General features: G+C 74.6%; 12 protein-coding genes. 10 read left to right on the top strand and 2 right to left on the bottom strand.

The window, feature by feature from the left end; translation table 11 throughout:
• Positions 1-94 precede the first annotated feature (94 nt).
• Positions 95-1,306: a permease gene (locus BLR33_RS09825; protein WP_093783951.1), complete on the top strand. Its 1,212-nt coding sequence runs from the start codon at positions 95-97 to the stop codon at positions 1,304-1,306.
• A gap of 63 nt (positions 1,307-1,369) precedes the next feature.
• On the opposite strand, the gene BLR33_RS09830 is transcribed toward BLR33_RS09825, so the two are convergent.
• The gene (locus tag BLR33_RS09830) at positions 1,370-2,797 is read right to left on the bottom strand and encodes a hypothetical protein (RefSeq protein ID WP_407639660.1); all 1,428 of its coding nucleotides are present in this window, start codon (positions 2,795-2,797) and stop codon (positions 1,370-1,372) included.
• 332 nt (positions 2,798-3,129) lie between these two features.
• Between BLR33_RS09830 and BLR33_RS09835 the strand changes: the two genes are divergently transcribed.
• Together BLR33_RS09835 and BLR33_RS09840 are read left to right on the top strand one after the other, a co-directional pair.
• The gene (locus BLR33_RS09835) at positions 3,130-4,500 is read left to right on the top strand and encodes a molybdopterin-dependent oxidoreductase (protein WP_093783953.1); all 1,371 of its coding nucleotides are present in this window, start codon (positions 3,130-3,132) and stop codon (positions 4,498-4,500) included.
• The gene (locus tag BLR33_RS09840; RefSeq protein ID WP_176930210.1) at positions 4,497-5,159 is read left to right on the top strand and encodes a hypothetical protein; all 663 of its coding nucleotides are present in this window, start codon (positions 4,497-4,499) and stop codon (positions 5,157-5,159) included. Before BLR33_RS09835 ends, BLR33_RS09840 begins: the two co-directional genes overlap by 4 nt.
• On the opposite strand, the gene BLR33_RS09845 is transcribed toward BLR33_RS09840, so the two are convergent.
• Positions 5,044-5,697, bottom strand: coding sequence for a winged helix-turn-helix transcriptional regulator (locus tag BLR33_RS09845; protein ID WP_093784277.1), 654 nt, complete (start codon positions 5,695-5,697; stop codon positions 5,044-5,046). The genes BLR33_RS09840 and BLR33_RS09845 overlap by 116 nt on opposite strands.
• Before the next feature lie 70 nt (positions 5,698-5,767).
• Between BLR33_RS09845 and BLR33_RS09850 the strand changes: the two genes are divergently transcribed.
• The 7 genes from BLR33_RS09850 to BLR33_RS09880 all read left to right on the top strand — a co-directional run bounded on the left by BLR33_RS09850 (position 5,768) and on the right by BLR33_RS09880 (position 14,790).
• A complete protein-coding gene (locus tag BLR33_RS09850) occupies positions 5,768-7,363 on the top strand; it encodes an MFS transporter (protein WP_245771315.1) in 1,596 nt (531 codons plus the stop codon).
• Positions 7,364-7,532: 169 nt separating this feature from the next.
• Positions 7,533-8,465 (top strand): ketopantoate reductase family protein, encoded by a 933-nt coding sequence (locus tag BLR33_RS09855; RefSeq protein WP_093783954.1) that lies wholly within the window; start codon positions 7,533-7,535, stop codon positions 8,463-8,465.
• Positions 8,466-8,585: 120 nt separating this feature from the next.
• Positions 8,586-10,706: an MMPL family transporter gene (locus BLR33_RS09860; RefSeq protein ID WP_093783955.1), complete on the top strand. Its 2,121-nt coding sequence runs from the start codon at positions 8,586-8,588 to the stop codon at positions 10,704-10,706.
• A gap of 109 nt (positions 10,707-10,815) precedes the next feature.
• Positions 10,816-11,904 carry an NAD-dependent epimerase/dehydratase family protein gene (locus tag BLR33_RS09865; RefSeq protein ID WP_093783956.1) on the top strand — a complete coding sequence of 363 codons (1,089 nt, stop codon included), beginning with the start codon at positions 10,816-10,818 and terminating at the stop codon, positions 11,902-11,904.
• 330 nt (positions 11,905-12,234) lie between these two features.
• Positions 12,235-12,939, top strand: coding sequence for a glycosyltransferase family 2 protein (locus BLR33_RS09870; protein ID WP_093783957.1), 705 nt, complete (start codon positions 12,235-12,237; stop codon positions 12,937-12,939).
• 148 nt (positions 12,940-13,087) lie between these two features.
• Positions 13,088-13,714: a TIGR04282 family arsenosugar biosynthesis glycosyltransferase gene (locus tag BLR33_RS09875; protein ID WP_093783958.1), complete on the top strand. Its 627-nt coding sequence runs from the start codon at positions 13,088-13,090 to the stop codon at positions 13,712-13,714.
• Positions 13,715-13,884: 170 nt separating this feature from the next.
• Entirely contained in the window at positions 13,885-14,790 is a 906-nt protein-coding gene (locus BLR33_RS09880; RefSeq protein WP_322987154.1) for a methyltransferase domain-containing protein, read from the top strand.
• Positions 14,791-14,814 lie beyond the last annotated feature (24 nt).

Genomic DNA, 14,814 nt, shown 5'->3' on the forward strand with positions numbered 1-14,814 from the left:
CTCGGCGCAATCCGCGCGCATGCCGTGCTCCGTCCGGCTCCGGGGCCGCGCGGCGGACGGGTTGCAGCGGTGTGCGGAGGGAAGGCTGGGACGTATGCACGCGATCTTGCACGCGCTGTCGATCACCGGTGCGATGACCTGGGAGATCACCTGGGCGCTCATCCTGGGCTTCGCCCTGTCCGCAGTAGTGCAGGCGGTCGTGCGCAAGTCCACCGTCGTCTCGTTGCTGGGTGACGACCGACCCCGCACGCTGGCGGTCGCCGCCGGGCTGGGCGCCGCCTCGTCCTCGTGCTCCTACGCCGCGGTGGCGCTGGCGCGCTCGCTGTTCCGCAAGGGCGCCGACTTCACGGCCGCGATGGCCTTCGAGATCGCCTCCACCAACCTGGTGGTCGAACTCGGCGTGATCCTCGCGCTGTTGATGGGCTGGCAGTTCACGCTGGCGGAGTTCGCCGGCGGCCCGGTCATGATCGTGGTGCTGGCGGTGCTGTTCCGGCTGCTGCTGAGCGAGCGGCTGCTGCGCCGGGCCCGCGAGCAGGCCGAGCGGGGCGTTGCCGGGTCCATGGAGGGGCACGCGGCGATGGACATGTCGGTCCGGCGCCAGGGCTCCTTCACCCACCGCCTGCTCTCCCGCGAGGGCTTCACCTCCACCAGCCACGTCTTCGTCATGGAGTGGGCCGCCATCCTGCGCGACCTGGTGGTCGGGCTGCTCATCGCCGGGGCGATCGCGGCCTGGGTGCCGGACGCCTTCTGGCAGCACTTCTTCTTCTCCGGCCACCCGCTGGCGTCCAAGGTGTGGGGCCCGCTGGTCGGGCCGCTGGTGGCGATCGCCTCGTTCGTGTGCTCGATCGGCAACGTGCCGCTGGCCGTCGTGCTCTGGAAGGGCGGCATCAGCTTCGGCGGCGTGGTGGCGTTCGTCTTCGCCGACCTGCTGATCCTGCCGATCCTGAACATCTACCGGAAGTACTACGGGGCCCGCATGGCGCTGTTCCTGCTCGGCACCTTCTACGCCGCCATGGTCGTGGCCGGCTACGCGGTCGAGCTGGTCTTCGGCGGTCTCGGCCTCGTCCCCGACCAGGCCGATGCCACCCTCCCCGCCGAAGGCGTCACCTGGAACTACACGACCGTTCTGAACATCGTCTTCCTGGTCCTGGCCGCGGCCCTGCTGTGGCGGTTCTTCCGCACCGGCGGCGCGGGGATGCTGCGCATGATGGGCGGCTCACCCGGCGACGGCGACGACCACGCCGGCCACGGGGAGCACGGCTCTCCGGCCGCTGAGCCCGGAAGGCACCACGGCGGCCACCACTGAACCCCCGTCCGCCGGCGGCTGCACGCGGCCGCCGGCCGCGGGGCCCGGGGAGTGGCGCGCCGCTCACCACACGGTGTGCAGCAGGTGGTTGAGGAACAGGCCCGCGGCCACCTGGGCGGCCAGCCACCAGCGGGCGTCCCGGCGGGGCAGGAAGGCGGCCGCGGCGGGCAGCCACAGGGTGAACGGCAGCCAGATCCGCTCGGTCTCCGCCTTGCTCATCCCCGACAGGTCGGCAGCGAGCATCGCGAGCAGGAAGCCGTACGGCAGCAGGACGGCCGCCGTTGCGGCGCGGTCGCGTCCGGTCCGCAGGGCCCGGACCCCGGCGGGCAGCGCGGCCGTCGAGCGCCGCAGTCCCGCCATGGCGGCCGGGCCCGCGGCGGCGACCACCGTGGCGAGATCGCCGAAGATCCAGTAGCTGTAGGGGCGGCGGCCGCCCACGCCCTGGTAGTAGCGGGTGTGCAGCAGGCCGTAGGCCTGGAGCCAGTCGAAGCCCGCCGCGGTGAAGGCCGCCGCCACGGCCGCCACGCCGGCCAGCGCGTACGGCAGCGGGCGGGCCGAGCGCGCGCAGAGCAGGACCACGGCCGCGGGCACGGCCAGCAGCGTCAGCCCGTAGGAGAGGTAGCAGGCCCAGCCCAGCAGCACACCCGCGGCCAGGCCCGCGGCGGCGGTGGCCGCGCGGGAGGTGCGGGTGGCGGCGAGCGCGAGCAGCGCCAGCCCCCAGGCGGCCACGGCCGCGAAGTAGCCGTCGCCGGAGACCCCGACCCATACGGCGCCGGGGGCGAGCGCCGCGAACGGGGCTGCCGCCCGGGCCCGCTCCTCCCCGGCGAGCAGCCACAGGGCGACCAGGACGGCGGCCGCGGTGGAGGTGGCGGTGGTCAGGACGAAGACCGAGGCGGCGACGCCGCCGCCGAGGCCGATCCGGTCCAGGACCACGAAGGTGAGCACGGCGCCGGCCGGGTGGCCCGCGATGTGGGTGGTCCAGTGCTCCGGGGAGTTGATCAGGATGTGGTCGGTGTAGGTGCGCAGGGCCGGGCCGAGGGGATCGAACCGGTTGAGCTGCGTCAAATACTCGCCGTTCGCCGTCAGTTGCCCGGCGATGCCGCGCTGCCAGCCGTCGACCAGCGCCAGCGACCACGTCCAGGCCATGGCAGCGGCCCAGGCCGCCCAGGGCACCGCCCGCCAGGGCAGCCGCGCGGCCAGGGCGGGGCCGTAGGCGACGGCGAGCACGGCGACAGTGATCGCGAAAGGGGTGCCCGGGCCCGTGTGCGGGCGCCACCATGCCTCCAGCGGCGGGAAGGGCGACTGGAGCACCTGGTGGTCGCGCTGGAGCAGGCCACCGAGTCCGGCCAGGGCGAGGAAGAACAGGACGGCGCCGAGGCCGGCTGCCAGGTCGCGGCGGCGGGCGCGGCCGGTGGCCGTGGCGGGCTCGGCGGGGCTTGCGGGAGCGGGCGGGCCAGGGACCGCGGGGGTGAGGGGCGCGGCGGCGGGCAAGGGGACGGGCGAGTTGTCGGTCGGGGACGGCGGGGTGCCGGTCGGGAGCGGTGTGCCTGTCGCGACAGGCAGCGTGCCCGCGGGGGCCGGCCCGGTGCCGTCGGGGGCCTGCGTGCCCGTCGCAACGGGCGGAGTGCCGTCCGCGGTGGCCGCCGGCGGGGGGGACGGCGTGCCGGCTCGGGCGGGCGGGAGCGAGGAGGGCGGGGGGACGTTCACGTCCGACACCCTAGGGAGCGGGCAGGGGCCCGGACCTGCGGCGCGGCAGGACGTCAGACTTTCGTCATGAGTCGCCACCCCCTGTACGGCCGGTGGTGCGCCTAGGGTCGCGTGGCATGACCTCCCTCCCGTCCGGCGGGGGCCCGTCCGGCGGCCCCCGCCGCGGTGCCGCACGCCTGGTGCCGCCCCGCCTCCGCCCGCCCGTGCCACTCCCCCGGGTCCGCAGCCCGTTCCGCAGCCCGCTGCGGGGGCCCTGGCTGACCTCGGTGCTGGGCACGGTGCTGCTCGTCGGCATCCCCGTGCTGTTCGTCACCGGCCTGCTGTCGTACGCCGCGTACAACCCGGACCTGTCGCGGATCAACGACAAGACGCCCGGCAAGGGGCTGCTCGGCTTCTACCTGTTCTCCTGGCCGACCCACCCGTACTGGCTGTACCGGGTCACGCAAGGGGTGCACGTCACGCTCGGCGTGGTGCTGGTGCCGGTGCTGCTGGCGAAGCTGTGGTCGGTGGTGCCCAAGCTGTTCGCGCTGCCGCCGGTGCGTTCGGTGGGGCACGCGCTGGAGCGGCTGTCGCTGCTGCTCCTGGTCGGCGGCGGCATCTTCGAGTTCGCCACCGGCATCCTCAACACCCAGCTGGACTACATCTTCCCGGGCTCCTTCTACCCGCTGCACTTCTACGGCGCCTGGGTGTTCTTCGGCGCGGTCCTCGCCCATGTGGCTCTCAAACTGCCCCTGGCCGTACGGTCGTTGCGCAGCCGCAGTTTCCGCGAGGAGCTGCGCACCCCGCGCTCGCGCACCCGTCCCGAACCGGCCGACGAGAGCGGGCTGGTGGCCGCGGAGCCCGCCGAGCCGACCGTCTCGCGGCGCGGCGCCCTCGGCATGGTAGGGCTCGGCTCCCTGGTGCTGTTCGTCGTCACGGGCGGGCAGAGCATCGGCGGTCCGCTGCGGCGCGCGGCGCTGCTGGCGCCGCACGGCGGCGAACAGGGCACCGGGCCTTCGGACTTCCAGGTGAACAAGACGGCCGCGCTGGCCCACATCCGCCCGCAGGACGTCGGCGAGGACTGGCGGCTGACCGTGCGCGGCAGCAACGGGCGCAGTGTGCAGCTCAGCCGGACGGAGCTGGCGGCGATGGCCCGGCACGGCGCGGCCCTGCCGATCGCGTGCGTTGAGGGCTGGTCCTCCGGCGACCAGCACTGGGAGGGAGTGCGGCTTCGTGACCTGGCGGCTCTCGTCGGCTTCCACGACGACCCGCCCGGGGTGTTCGTGGAGTCGGCCCAACTCGCGGGCTCCTTCCGGGCGGTGGCCCTGCGCGCCAACCAGGTGCGCGACCCGCGCTCGCTGCTCGCGCTGCGGGTCAACGGCGCCGACCTCTCCCCCGACCACGGCTACCCGGCGCGGGTCATCGTGCCCGACGCGCCGGGCGTGATGAACACCAAGTGGGTGCGCCAACTCACCTTCGGCGCCACGTACTTCGAGGAGCGGGCATGAAGGGCCCGACACCGCGGGCGGCAGCGGCCCGCGCCCGCCACGCACTGCGCGGCGTCAAGTCCCGCGTCCTGCGCGCCTTCCGCGCGCTGTACGGCGAGTCGCCGCTCCATCTGGCACTGCTGCTCGCCTCGTTCGCGCTGTGCGGCTACGCGCTGGACCGGCTGCTCGCCGACGACTGGTACGGCGTGGCGAAGTGGATCGTCGGCGCCGCGCTCCTGCACGACCTGGTCCTGGTGCCGCTGTACGGCGGCGCCGACTGGGTGCTGCACCGCGTGCTGCGGCTCGGCGCGCCCTCCTCGCCGCGGCGGATCGCGGTGGTGAACCACATCCGGGTGCCGGCCTTCGTCTCGCTGCTGCTCCTGCTCGTCTATTGGCCGCTGGTCTCGCGGGACGTGGGCGCGGCCCGCTACCACAACGCGACCGGTCGCTCCCTGGACGTCTTCCGGACCCGCTGGCTGGCCGTCACCGCGGTGCTCTTCGCGCTGTCCGCCCTGCACCTGTGCTGGCGCCTGTGGCGGACCCGCCCGCGGGACGCGGTCCCCGCTACCGGGCCGGGACCGCTTCCCGCGCCGCAGGGCGGAGCCGGGCGAGCAGGTCGCGCTGTCCGGTGGCGGTCAGGCCGATCCGCTCGGCGCGTTGGAGGTCGATCAGGCCGTTGACGAGGCCGAGCACGGCGCGCGGCGGCCCCTCCAGGACCAGGTCGGGGTCGTCGGCGCGGCCGAGGCGGCTGTGCGCCTCGCCGTCCCGCAGCTCGATGACGGCGAGTTCGCCGCCGGCGGCCAGCTGGATGACGGCGGGCGGGCCGTCGGGGTCGGCGTCGGTGACGAACCACTCGGGCGCGTAGGCGAGCCACCGCGCCTGGAACGCGTCGTCCGCCCGCTCCTCGGCCATGAACCGCAGCCCGAACAGCCCGAGCGCCTGGAGCACCGGCTCCAGGGCGCGGCCGCTGTCGCTGAGCGAGTACAGGACGGTCGCGACCGGGGGCGGCGCGTCCTCGCGGGTGACCAGCCCGGCCTCCTCCAGCTCCTTCAGGCGGTTCGACAGCAGGTTGGTGGCGATCCCCGGCAGCCCGTTCTTGAGGTCCGTGAACCGGCAGGACCCCTGCAGCAGCAGCTCCCTGGCGATCAGCAGCGTCCACCGGTCCCCCACCACATCGAGGGCACGGGCGATCGAGCAGTACTGACCATAACTACGCATGGACACAGCGTACGCCATCGATTCAAGCATTGAGTGGAAAAAATCAACCAGCTGTGTCTATTCTTCAAGCATGACGCGTTCGACATCCAAACCCCTTCTGCTCGTCGCCCTGCTGCTGGCGTCGTTCCTGATCAACCTGGACACGACGCTGGTGAACGTCGCCCTGCCGACGCTCACCCGCGAACTGGGCACCTCCACCTCGCAGTTGCAGTGGGTGGTGGATGCCTACAACCTTGTCTTCGCCGCGCTGCTGCTGACCGCGGGCAGCCTTTCGGACCGGTTCGGCCGCAAGGGCATGCTCATGGCGGGCCTGTTCGTCTTCGGCGCGGCCAGCTTCGTCGGCGGCTACGCGACCTCGCCCGGGGAGCTGATCACGGCCCGCGCCGTGATGGGCCTCGGCGCCGCGATGACCTTCCCCGCCACCCTCGCCCTGCTCACCGGCGTCTTCACCAGCCGCAAGGAACGCGCCCTGTCCATCGGGTTGTGGGGCGCGACCGCCGGCGTCGCCATCGCGCTCGGGCCGATCGTGGGCGGCTTCCTGCTGGAGCACTACAGCTGGTCGAGCATCTTCTACGTGCTCGGCCCGGTCGCGGCGGCCTGCATCGCCCTGGTGGCCCTCTTCGTCCGCAGGTCCCGCAACCCCGCCCCGCACCGGCTGGACTACCCGGGCCTGGTGCTGTCGGCCGGCTTCATGGGGCTGCTCGTCTACACCGTCATCGAGGCCCCGACCCGCGGCTGGTCCTCGGCCGCCTCGCTCGCCGGTTTCGCCGGCGCCGTGGTCCTGCTGGCCGGCTTCGTCGTCGGGGAGCGCCGGTCCGCCGAGCCGATGCTGGACGTGCGGCTCTTCCGCAACATGCGCTTCAGCGCCGCGAGCGCCGCGGTCACGGTGGCGTTCTTCACCCTGCTCGGCTTCATCTTCCTGATCACGCAGTTCTTCCAGTTCATCCGCACCTACAGCCCCCTGTCCACCGGCGTCCACCTGCTGCCGGTCGCCGTCTCCGTCGCCGTGGGCTCCACTCTCGGCACCCGGCTGGCGGTCCGCATCGGCACCAAGGCGATCGTCACCGCCGGGCTGGCGCTCCAGGCGGCCTTCTACTTCTGGGCCGCGGGCACCATCTCCCCGACGCTCGGCTACGGCGTGATCGCCCTGCAGATGGTGGTGTACGGGCTGGGCATGGGCCTGACCTCGGCGCCGGCCACCGAGGCGATCATGGGAGCCGTCCCGGCCGACAAGGCCGGCGTCGGGTCCGCCGTCAACGACTCCACCCGGCTGCTGGGCGGCACCCTCGGCGTCGCGGTCATCGGCAGCATCTACGCCACGGTCTACGGCACCCGGCTCGACAGCGCCCTGCCGTCCGCGCTGCCCGCCCGGCTCGCCGACCTCACCCACCAGTCCGTCGGGGCCGCGTTCGGCGTCTCCGACCAGCTGGCGAAGCAGGGGCAGCCCGCGGTCGGCGACGCCGTCCGGCAGACCGCCATCGCCGCCTTCGACCACGGCCTCAGCGTCGGCTGCGTGGTGGCGGGCCTGGTCGCGGTCGCCGGCGCGCTGGTCGCCGCGGCCTTCCTTCCCGCGCAGCCCCCGCAGCAGCCCGCCGCGGACGTGCCGTCCGAGCAGGCCGCACGGGACCGGGAGCAGGCCGGGTCCGCCGCTGGTCACCAGCGGTGACCGCCGAGGGGCGCCGGACGGCAGGGAGCGGCCCGGCGCCCTCGGGATTCCCGCGCCGACACGGCGTGTTGAACAGCGCGTCCACCACCGGTGGGCCGATGCTTCCCCCACCCCTATCTCTTCACTTTTGTCCGATTTCGTTCACCGTACGTCTGCAAGGAAACACGTCATGAAGATTCTGGTGGCCGGCGCGGGTGCCGTCGGCGGTTTCGTCGGGGGGCGGCTCGCGCAGGCCGGCCGTGACGTCGACTTCCTCGTCCGGCCCGGGCGGGCGAAGCGGCTGCGCGCCGAGGGGCTGCGCATCACGGACGGCACGCAGGTGGAGACGATCGACGTCGCCTGCCGCACGGCCGGCGAGCTGACCGGCCCGTACGACCTCGTCCTGGTGTCCGTCAAACCGGACGCCCTGCCCGCGGTGGCGGACGACCTGGCGCCGGCCATCGGGGAGGACACCGCCGTGGTGCCCTTCCTCAACGGGATGCGGCACCTGGAACTGCTCACCGAGCGATTCGGCGGCGCGGTCCTCGGCGGCACGCTCAGGGTCGTCACCCAGCTCGACCCGGACGGCGCCATCCGCCAGTTCACGCCGGGCGGGCAGATCGAGGTCGGCGAGGTCGGCAAGACCCCTGGCCCCGCGTCCGACCGCGCTGCCGCTGTGGCGCAGGCGCTGTCGATCCCCGGCTTCACGGTGACGGTGTCTGACGACATCCTGGCCGCCATGTGGTCCAAGTGGGTGATGATCGCGACGATCGGCGCCGTCACCTCGCTGGCCCGCGGCACCATCGGGGACGCCGCCGCCGTCGAGGGCGGCGCCGCCTTCGCCACGGCGACCCTCGACGAGGCGGCGTCCGTCGCCGCCTCGGCCGGGCACCCGCTGGACGAGGGCGCGCTCACCGCCTACCGCGGCCTGGTCACTGCGGCCGGCGCCCCGATCACCTCGTCCCTGTCCCGCGAACTCCTCGCGGGCGGGCACACGGAGGTGGAGAACGTCCTCGGCGACCTGATCCACCGGGCCGGCGGGTTCGGCCTCGCCGTGCCGCGCCTGGAGGCGGCGGCCTTCACGCTGCGCGTCCACAACGCGAAGGCGGCCGCCACCGCCTGAGCCGTCCGCGGCCCGCCGCCGATGAGCAGGCGGGCCGCCTCTGTCCGCACAGGCGGGCGGGCCGCCCCCACGTCCGGGCAGGGCCTCGGCCCACCCCTTCATTCGAACAGGAGTTCGATCATGTTGACTGCTTTCGCCACCCTCATCCATCGCAGAGCCAGACTCGTCCTGGTGCTGTCCGCGGTCGTGCTCGTCGTCATGGGCGCCCTCGGCGCCGGGGCGTTCAGCCGGCTCAAGTCCGGCGGCTTCGACGCCGAGGGCGCCGAGTCCACCCGCGCGACCCGCATCGTGGACGACACCTTCGGCGGCTCCCCCAATCTGGTCCTGCTGGTCGGCGCACGCAGCGGAACCGTCGATTCCGCCGCCACGACCGCCACAGGCACCTCCCTTGCCGCCTCGCTCGCCAAGGAGCGCGGGGTCCACGAGGTCACCTCCTACTGGCAGACCCGCAGCGCCGCCCTGAAGTCGAAGGACGGCACCGCCGCCGAGATCGTCGCCACCATCGATGACGACGACAACACGCTGGTCGACCACCTCGTGGACACCTACGCCCGCGACACGGGCGCCGTCACCGTCCGAGCCGGCGGCGCGGCCGTCGTCAACCGCACCGTCAACGCCCACGTGAAGAGCGACCTCGGCCGCGCCGAGGCGATAGCCGTCCCCCTGACGCTGCTCCTGCTGGTCCTCGCCTTCGGCGGCCTCGTGGCCGCCACACTGCCGCTCGCGGTGGGCCTGGTGGCCGTCCTCGGCACCTTCGCCGAACTGTCGCTGCTCGGCCGCGTGACCGACGTGGCCGTGTACGCGATCAACCTCACCACCGCTCTCGCCCTCGCCCTCGGCGTGGACTACGCGTTGCTGATGGTGGCCCGCTACCGGGAACTCGCCGCCCAGGGAGCGGACCCGCGCACCGCCGTGGTGACCACAGTGCGCACCGCCGGCCGGACCATCCTGTTCTCCGCCGCGACGGTGATCGCCGCGTTGGCCGCCCTGCTGATCTTCCCGCTGTACTTCCTGCGCTCCTTCGCCTACGCGGGCATCGGCGTGGTCGCCGTCGCCGCGCTCGCCGCCTTGGTGCTCATGCCCGCGCTGCTGACCGTCCTCGGCCCACGTGTGGAGGCGGGCCGGCTGCCGTGGTCGAGGAACCGGCGCGGCAGCGAGGCGCCGTTCTGGGGACGGCTGGCCGGCGGCGTCATGCGCCGCCCCCTGGTGGCCCTCGCGCCCCTGGCCCTGCTGCTGGCCATGGCAGGCCCGCTGACCCACGCCGTCTTCGGCACCCCGGACGAGGGCGTGCTGCCCTCCTCCGCCCCGGCCCGTCAGACCTCCGACGCGCTGCGCACCGAGTTCACCGGCGACCAGGCCACCACCCTCCAGGTCGTCGTCCAGGGCGCCCCGGCCGCACTGCCCCAACGCATCGGGGACCTCCCGCACGTCGTCCGCGTCACGGACCGCCCCGGCACGGGCACGGCGGCCGGAACCGACCTGCTGACCGTCTCCACCGACCTGAGCAGCCACTCGACGGCCGCCCAGCACCTCGTCCGCGACATCCGCGCCCTGCCCGCGCCCCACGGCGCCACCTTCCTGGTCACCGGCGACGCCGCCCGGCTGGTCGACACCAATCACGCGATCGGCACCCGGCTCCCCTACGCCGCCGGCCTGGTCGGGCTCACCACACTGCTGGTGCTGTTCCTGTTCACCGGCAGCGTGGCCCAGCCGCTGCGCGCCCTGATCCTCAACTCGCTCGGAATATCGGCGTCCGTGGGCGCGATGGTGTGGATCTTCCAGGACGGCCACTTCTCCTCGCTCCTCGGGTTCACCCCGCGCCCGATGGACACGGCGATGACGGTGGCCCTGTTCTGCATCGCCTTCGGCCTGTCCATGGACTACGAGGTGTTCCTGACCAGCCGCATCAAGGAGCTGCGCGACGGCGGCGCCGGCAACACCGAGGCCGTCACCCAAGGGCTCGCGCGCACCGGGCGGATCGTGTCGACCGCGGCCGGGCTGCTCGCGGTCAGCTTCTTCGCCTTCGGCACCGCGTCGGTGAGTTTCCTGCAGATGTTCGGCCTCGGCTGCGGTCTGGCCATCCTGCTGGACGCCCTGCTGATCCGCGGCATCCTCGTCCCGGCAGCGATGCGGGTCCTCGGCCGCCACGCATGGACCGCCCCCCGCCCGCTGCGGCGCCTGCACGACCGCGTCGGACTCACCGAGTCCGAGCCGGCCGGGGACCTCGCCCCCACGGGGTGACCGGCGCTACGCGCGCCGGGCGCCCACCGGCGAGCCGAATTCCTTACGAACCCGTGGCGTGAGGCGCGCTGGGCGCCTGTGGTGGCCGGTGCGCGCCTAAGGTCGCCGCATGCGCGTTCTCGTCACCGGCGGCGCGGGCTTCATCGGCTCGCACGTCGTCCCGGCCCTGGCCGCCCGCGGCCACCACGTGGTGGTCTACGACGCCCTGCTGCCCACCGCCCACCCCGTACCGCCGCCCCGCCGGCCGGACCGGGACTTCGTGCACGCCGACGTCCGCGACGCGGTGGTGCTCGACCGGGCGCTGCGCGGCGTGGACGCCGTCTGCCACCTGGCCGCGATGGTCGGCCTGGGCCGGGACTTCGCCGACGCGCCCGCCTACGTGGGCTGCAACGACCTGGGAACGGCGGAGTTGCTGGCCGCGATGGCCCGCGCGGGCGTCGCCGACCTGGTGCTGGCCGGCTCGATGGTGGTCTACGGCGAGGGCCGCTACGACTGCCCCGTGCACGGCCGCACCCGGCCGGGCCCGCGCGCCGAAGCCGACCTGGCCGCAGGAAGGTTCGAGCCGCGCTGCCCGGACTGCGGCGCCGACCTCGTGCCCGGCCTGGTCGAGGAGGACGCGCCCACGGACCCGCGCAACGTCTACGCCGCGACCAAGCTCGCGCAGGAGCACCTGGCCGGCTCCTGGGCCCGCGCCACGGGCAGCCGCGCGATCGCGCTGCGCTACCACAACGTGTACGGCCCCGGCATGCCCTCCGACACCCCGTACGCGGGGGTCGCCTCGTTCTTCCGTTCCAGCCTCGCCCGCGGCGAGGCGCCGCAGGTGTTCGAAGACGGCGCCCAGCGGCGGGACTTCGTCCATGTCCGGGACGTGGCGGCGGCCACCGTCACGGCACTGGAGGCCGTCGCGGGCCGCCCGCCCGGCACCTTGCGGGCGTACAACACCGGCAGCGGCAGCCCCCGTACGGTCGGCGAGATGGCCGCGGCGCTCGCCGAGGCGTACGGCGGCCCGGCGCCGGTGGTGACGGGCGGCTACCGGCTGGGGGACGTGCGGCACATCACCGCGTCCTCCCAGCGGCTGCGCACCGAACTGGGATGGCGGCCGCAGGTCGAATTCGCGGACGGTGTCGCGGAGTTCGCGAGGGCGCCGCAGCGGCAGGCGAGCGCCCGGGTGCCGCGGGCGAAGCCGTCGCAGGTGTAGTCCGGGCACCCACCCGAGCCGTCCGGGGCGGGACCAGACCCCCGCCCCGGACCAGCACCGACTCCCCGTCCGTATCCGTTGCTTGCCGCCGACCGGCCCGCCCACGTCCCCGTCCGTACCCACCGCTTGCCACCGGGTACGGCCAACCGCCTGAACACCCCGCCCCTGTCCGCCGGTTGTCGCCGCACGCGGCCGACCGCCCCTGATCCCACAGCAAACCGATGACTCGCCCGCCCCCGAGCGGTCCGCGAGGCGGTCGCGCACGCCTTCGTGCGGGCGGCCGCGCAACCGATACCCCGCCCGACCACCCACACCACCACGGGACTTCCGATGACCCCCACAGCCGATGTCGTACTCCCCTGCCTCGACGAGGCGGCCGCCCTGCCCTGGGTGATCGGCCGCATCCCGCCCGGGTGGCGGGCGATCGTCGTGGACAACGGCTCCACGGACGGCTCGGCCGAGCTGGCCGCGACACTGGGCGCCACCGTGGTGCGCGAGCCCCGGCGCGGCTTCGGCGCCGCCTGCCACGCCGGACTCCTCGCCGCGGAAGCCGAGTTCGTCTGCTTCTGCGACTGCGACGCCTCCCTCGACCCGGCGCTGCTGCCCGACTTCGTCCGGCGGATCGCCGACGGCGAGGCCGACCTCGTCCTCGGCCGGCGCCGCCCCACCGCCCGCGGCGCCTTCCCCGCGCACGCCAGGGCCGGCAACCTCGCCCTCACCCGCATGCTGCGCCGCCGCACGGGCCTGCGCCTGCGCGACCTGGGCCCGCTGCGGGCCGCCCGCCGCACCGACCTGCTCGGCCTGGACCTGCGCGACCGGCGCAGCGGCTACCCGCTGGAGGCGGTGGTCCGGGCGGCCGACGCGGGCTGGCGCGTCGCCGAGCGGGACGTGCCGTACCACCCGCGCGAGGGCCGCTCGAAGGTCACGGGCACCTGGCGGGGCACGTGGCAGGCGGTGGCCGACATGCGCCAGGTCCTGGCGGCTCCGCCCGTGCGGGCGACGGGCGTGCGAGCAGTGGAGGCAGGTGCCCGATGACCACACAGCTGGTGACCGCAAAAGAACCCGCACGCGAGCGGCCCACGATCCGGCCGACCCGGCACGCCCCCGAACAGCCCACAAATCAGGCGCCGGCGGCCCCGCCGGTACGCCCCACAGCCGTACGAACCGCAGAGGCGGGTGCCCGATGACCACGCTCCTCGTCATTGCCAAGGAACCCGTGCCCGGGCGCGTCAAGACGCGGCTGACGCCGCACTACTCCCCCGAGCAGGCCGCCGCTCTCGCCGAGGCCGCACTCGCCGACACGCTCGACGCGGTGCTGCGATGTCCCGCCGAACGGCACGTCCTGGTGCTCGACGGCCGCCCCGGGCCCTGGCTCCCACCCGGGTTCGACGTGGTGCCGCAGGTGGCGGGCGGGCTGGACGAGCGGCTGGCCGCGGCCTTCGGCGCCTGCCGCGGCCCGGCCTTGCTCGTCGGCATGGACACCCCGCAGGTCACGCCGGCGCTCCTGGCGCCCGCGCTGGAGGGAACCGGCCGGGCCGACGCCTGGCTCGGCCCCGCCGCGGACGGCGGATTCTGGGCGCTCGGCCTGACCCGGCCCGACCCCGAACTCCTGCGCGGCGTACCGATGTCGACGCCGCAGACCGGCCGGGTCCAGTACGAGCGGCTGGCCGGCGCGGGCCTGTCGGTGCGGCTGCTGCCCCAACTGCGGGACGTGGACACGCCCGCCGACGCCGAGGAGGTCGCCCGGCTGGTTCCTGGCAGCAGGTTCGCGGCGGCGGTCGCGCACTGTGCACCCGGGGCGGCGGCGTGACGGCGGCGGCGCCGTCGATCGGTGCACACCTCACCCCTTTGCTCGACGGACAGCGCGACGCGCCAGGCGGTCCCCGGCCCGATGAGCCGCACGACGTACAGCTCCGCCCCTCGCCTGCCCAGCCTCCCGGCGCAGAACTCGGCCCGGAACCCGCCGCGGAACCCGGCCCCTTGCTCGACGGGCAACGCGACCCCCGACACGCCCTCCCCCACGGCGTCCACGTCGACCTCCAGCCCGACGAACCGCACCACATGCACGCCTCACGCGCCCACCCCCACACCGTCCACCTCGACCACCAACCCGACGAACCGCACGACATGCACCCTCACGCCTCACTCGCCCACGTCCACGGCTCGTCGGCGCCCCCGTCCCCCGGCGGCCTGCTCGTCACGGTTCCGGGCCGGCGGACGGCACCCGGCGAGGCTGATCCCTGGTCCGGCGGTGACGCGTACGCCGCGGCCCTGCGCTCCGGGCACGGTCCCCTCTACCTGCGGCAGGGCGACGGCCGCCGGCACCCGCTGGACGTCGCCCGCTGGTGCGCACCGCCGGACGCCGACGACCGGCGCGTGCTGTCCGCCTGCCGGGGAGCCGTACTCGACGTCGGCTGCGGCCCCGGCCGCATGGTGGCCGCGCTGGCCGCCGGCGGCCGGCCCGCGCTCGGCGTGGACGTCAGCGCCGAGGCCGTCCGGCGGACGGTGGCCGCGGGCGGCCGAGCGCTGCGCCGCTCGGTGTTCGAGCCGCTGCCCGGCGAGGGCGCCTGGCACACGGTGCTGCTGCTCGACGGCAACATCGGCATCGGCGGCGACCCGGCCGCCCTGCTGGCGCGGGCCCGCCGGCTGGTGCACCCGCGGGGCCGGCTGATCGCCGAGTCGGTGGCGCCCGGCCTGCCGGACGACCTCGACGAGCGCTTCGAGGCCCGTTTCGACGACGGCTCCGGCCCCCGCGGCGAGCCCTTCCCCTGGGCGCGGGTGGGCCCGGGCGCCCTGCTGCGGCACGCCGCCGCCGGCGGCTGGCGGTTCAGCACGTCCTGGGCTTCCGGCTCCCGCCGCTTCACGGTGCTGCGTCCGTTGCCTTGACGGCGGCCCGCGGGCGCATAGAGT

It is taken from the genome of Actinacidiphila guanduensis, assembly GCF_900103985.1.
In the GTDB taxonomy this organism is placed as follows: Bacteria; Actinomycetota; Actinomycetes; order Streptomycetales; family Streptomycetaceae; genus Actinacidiphila; species Actinacidiphila guanduensis.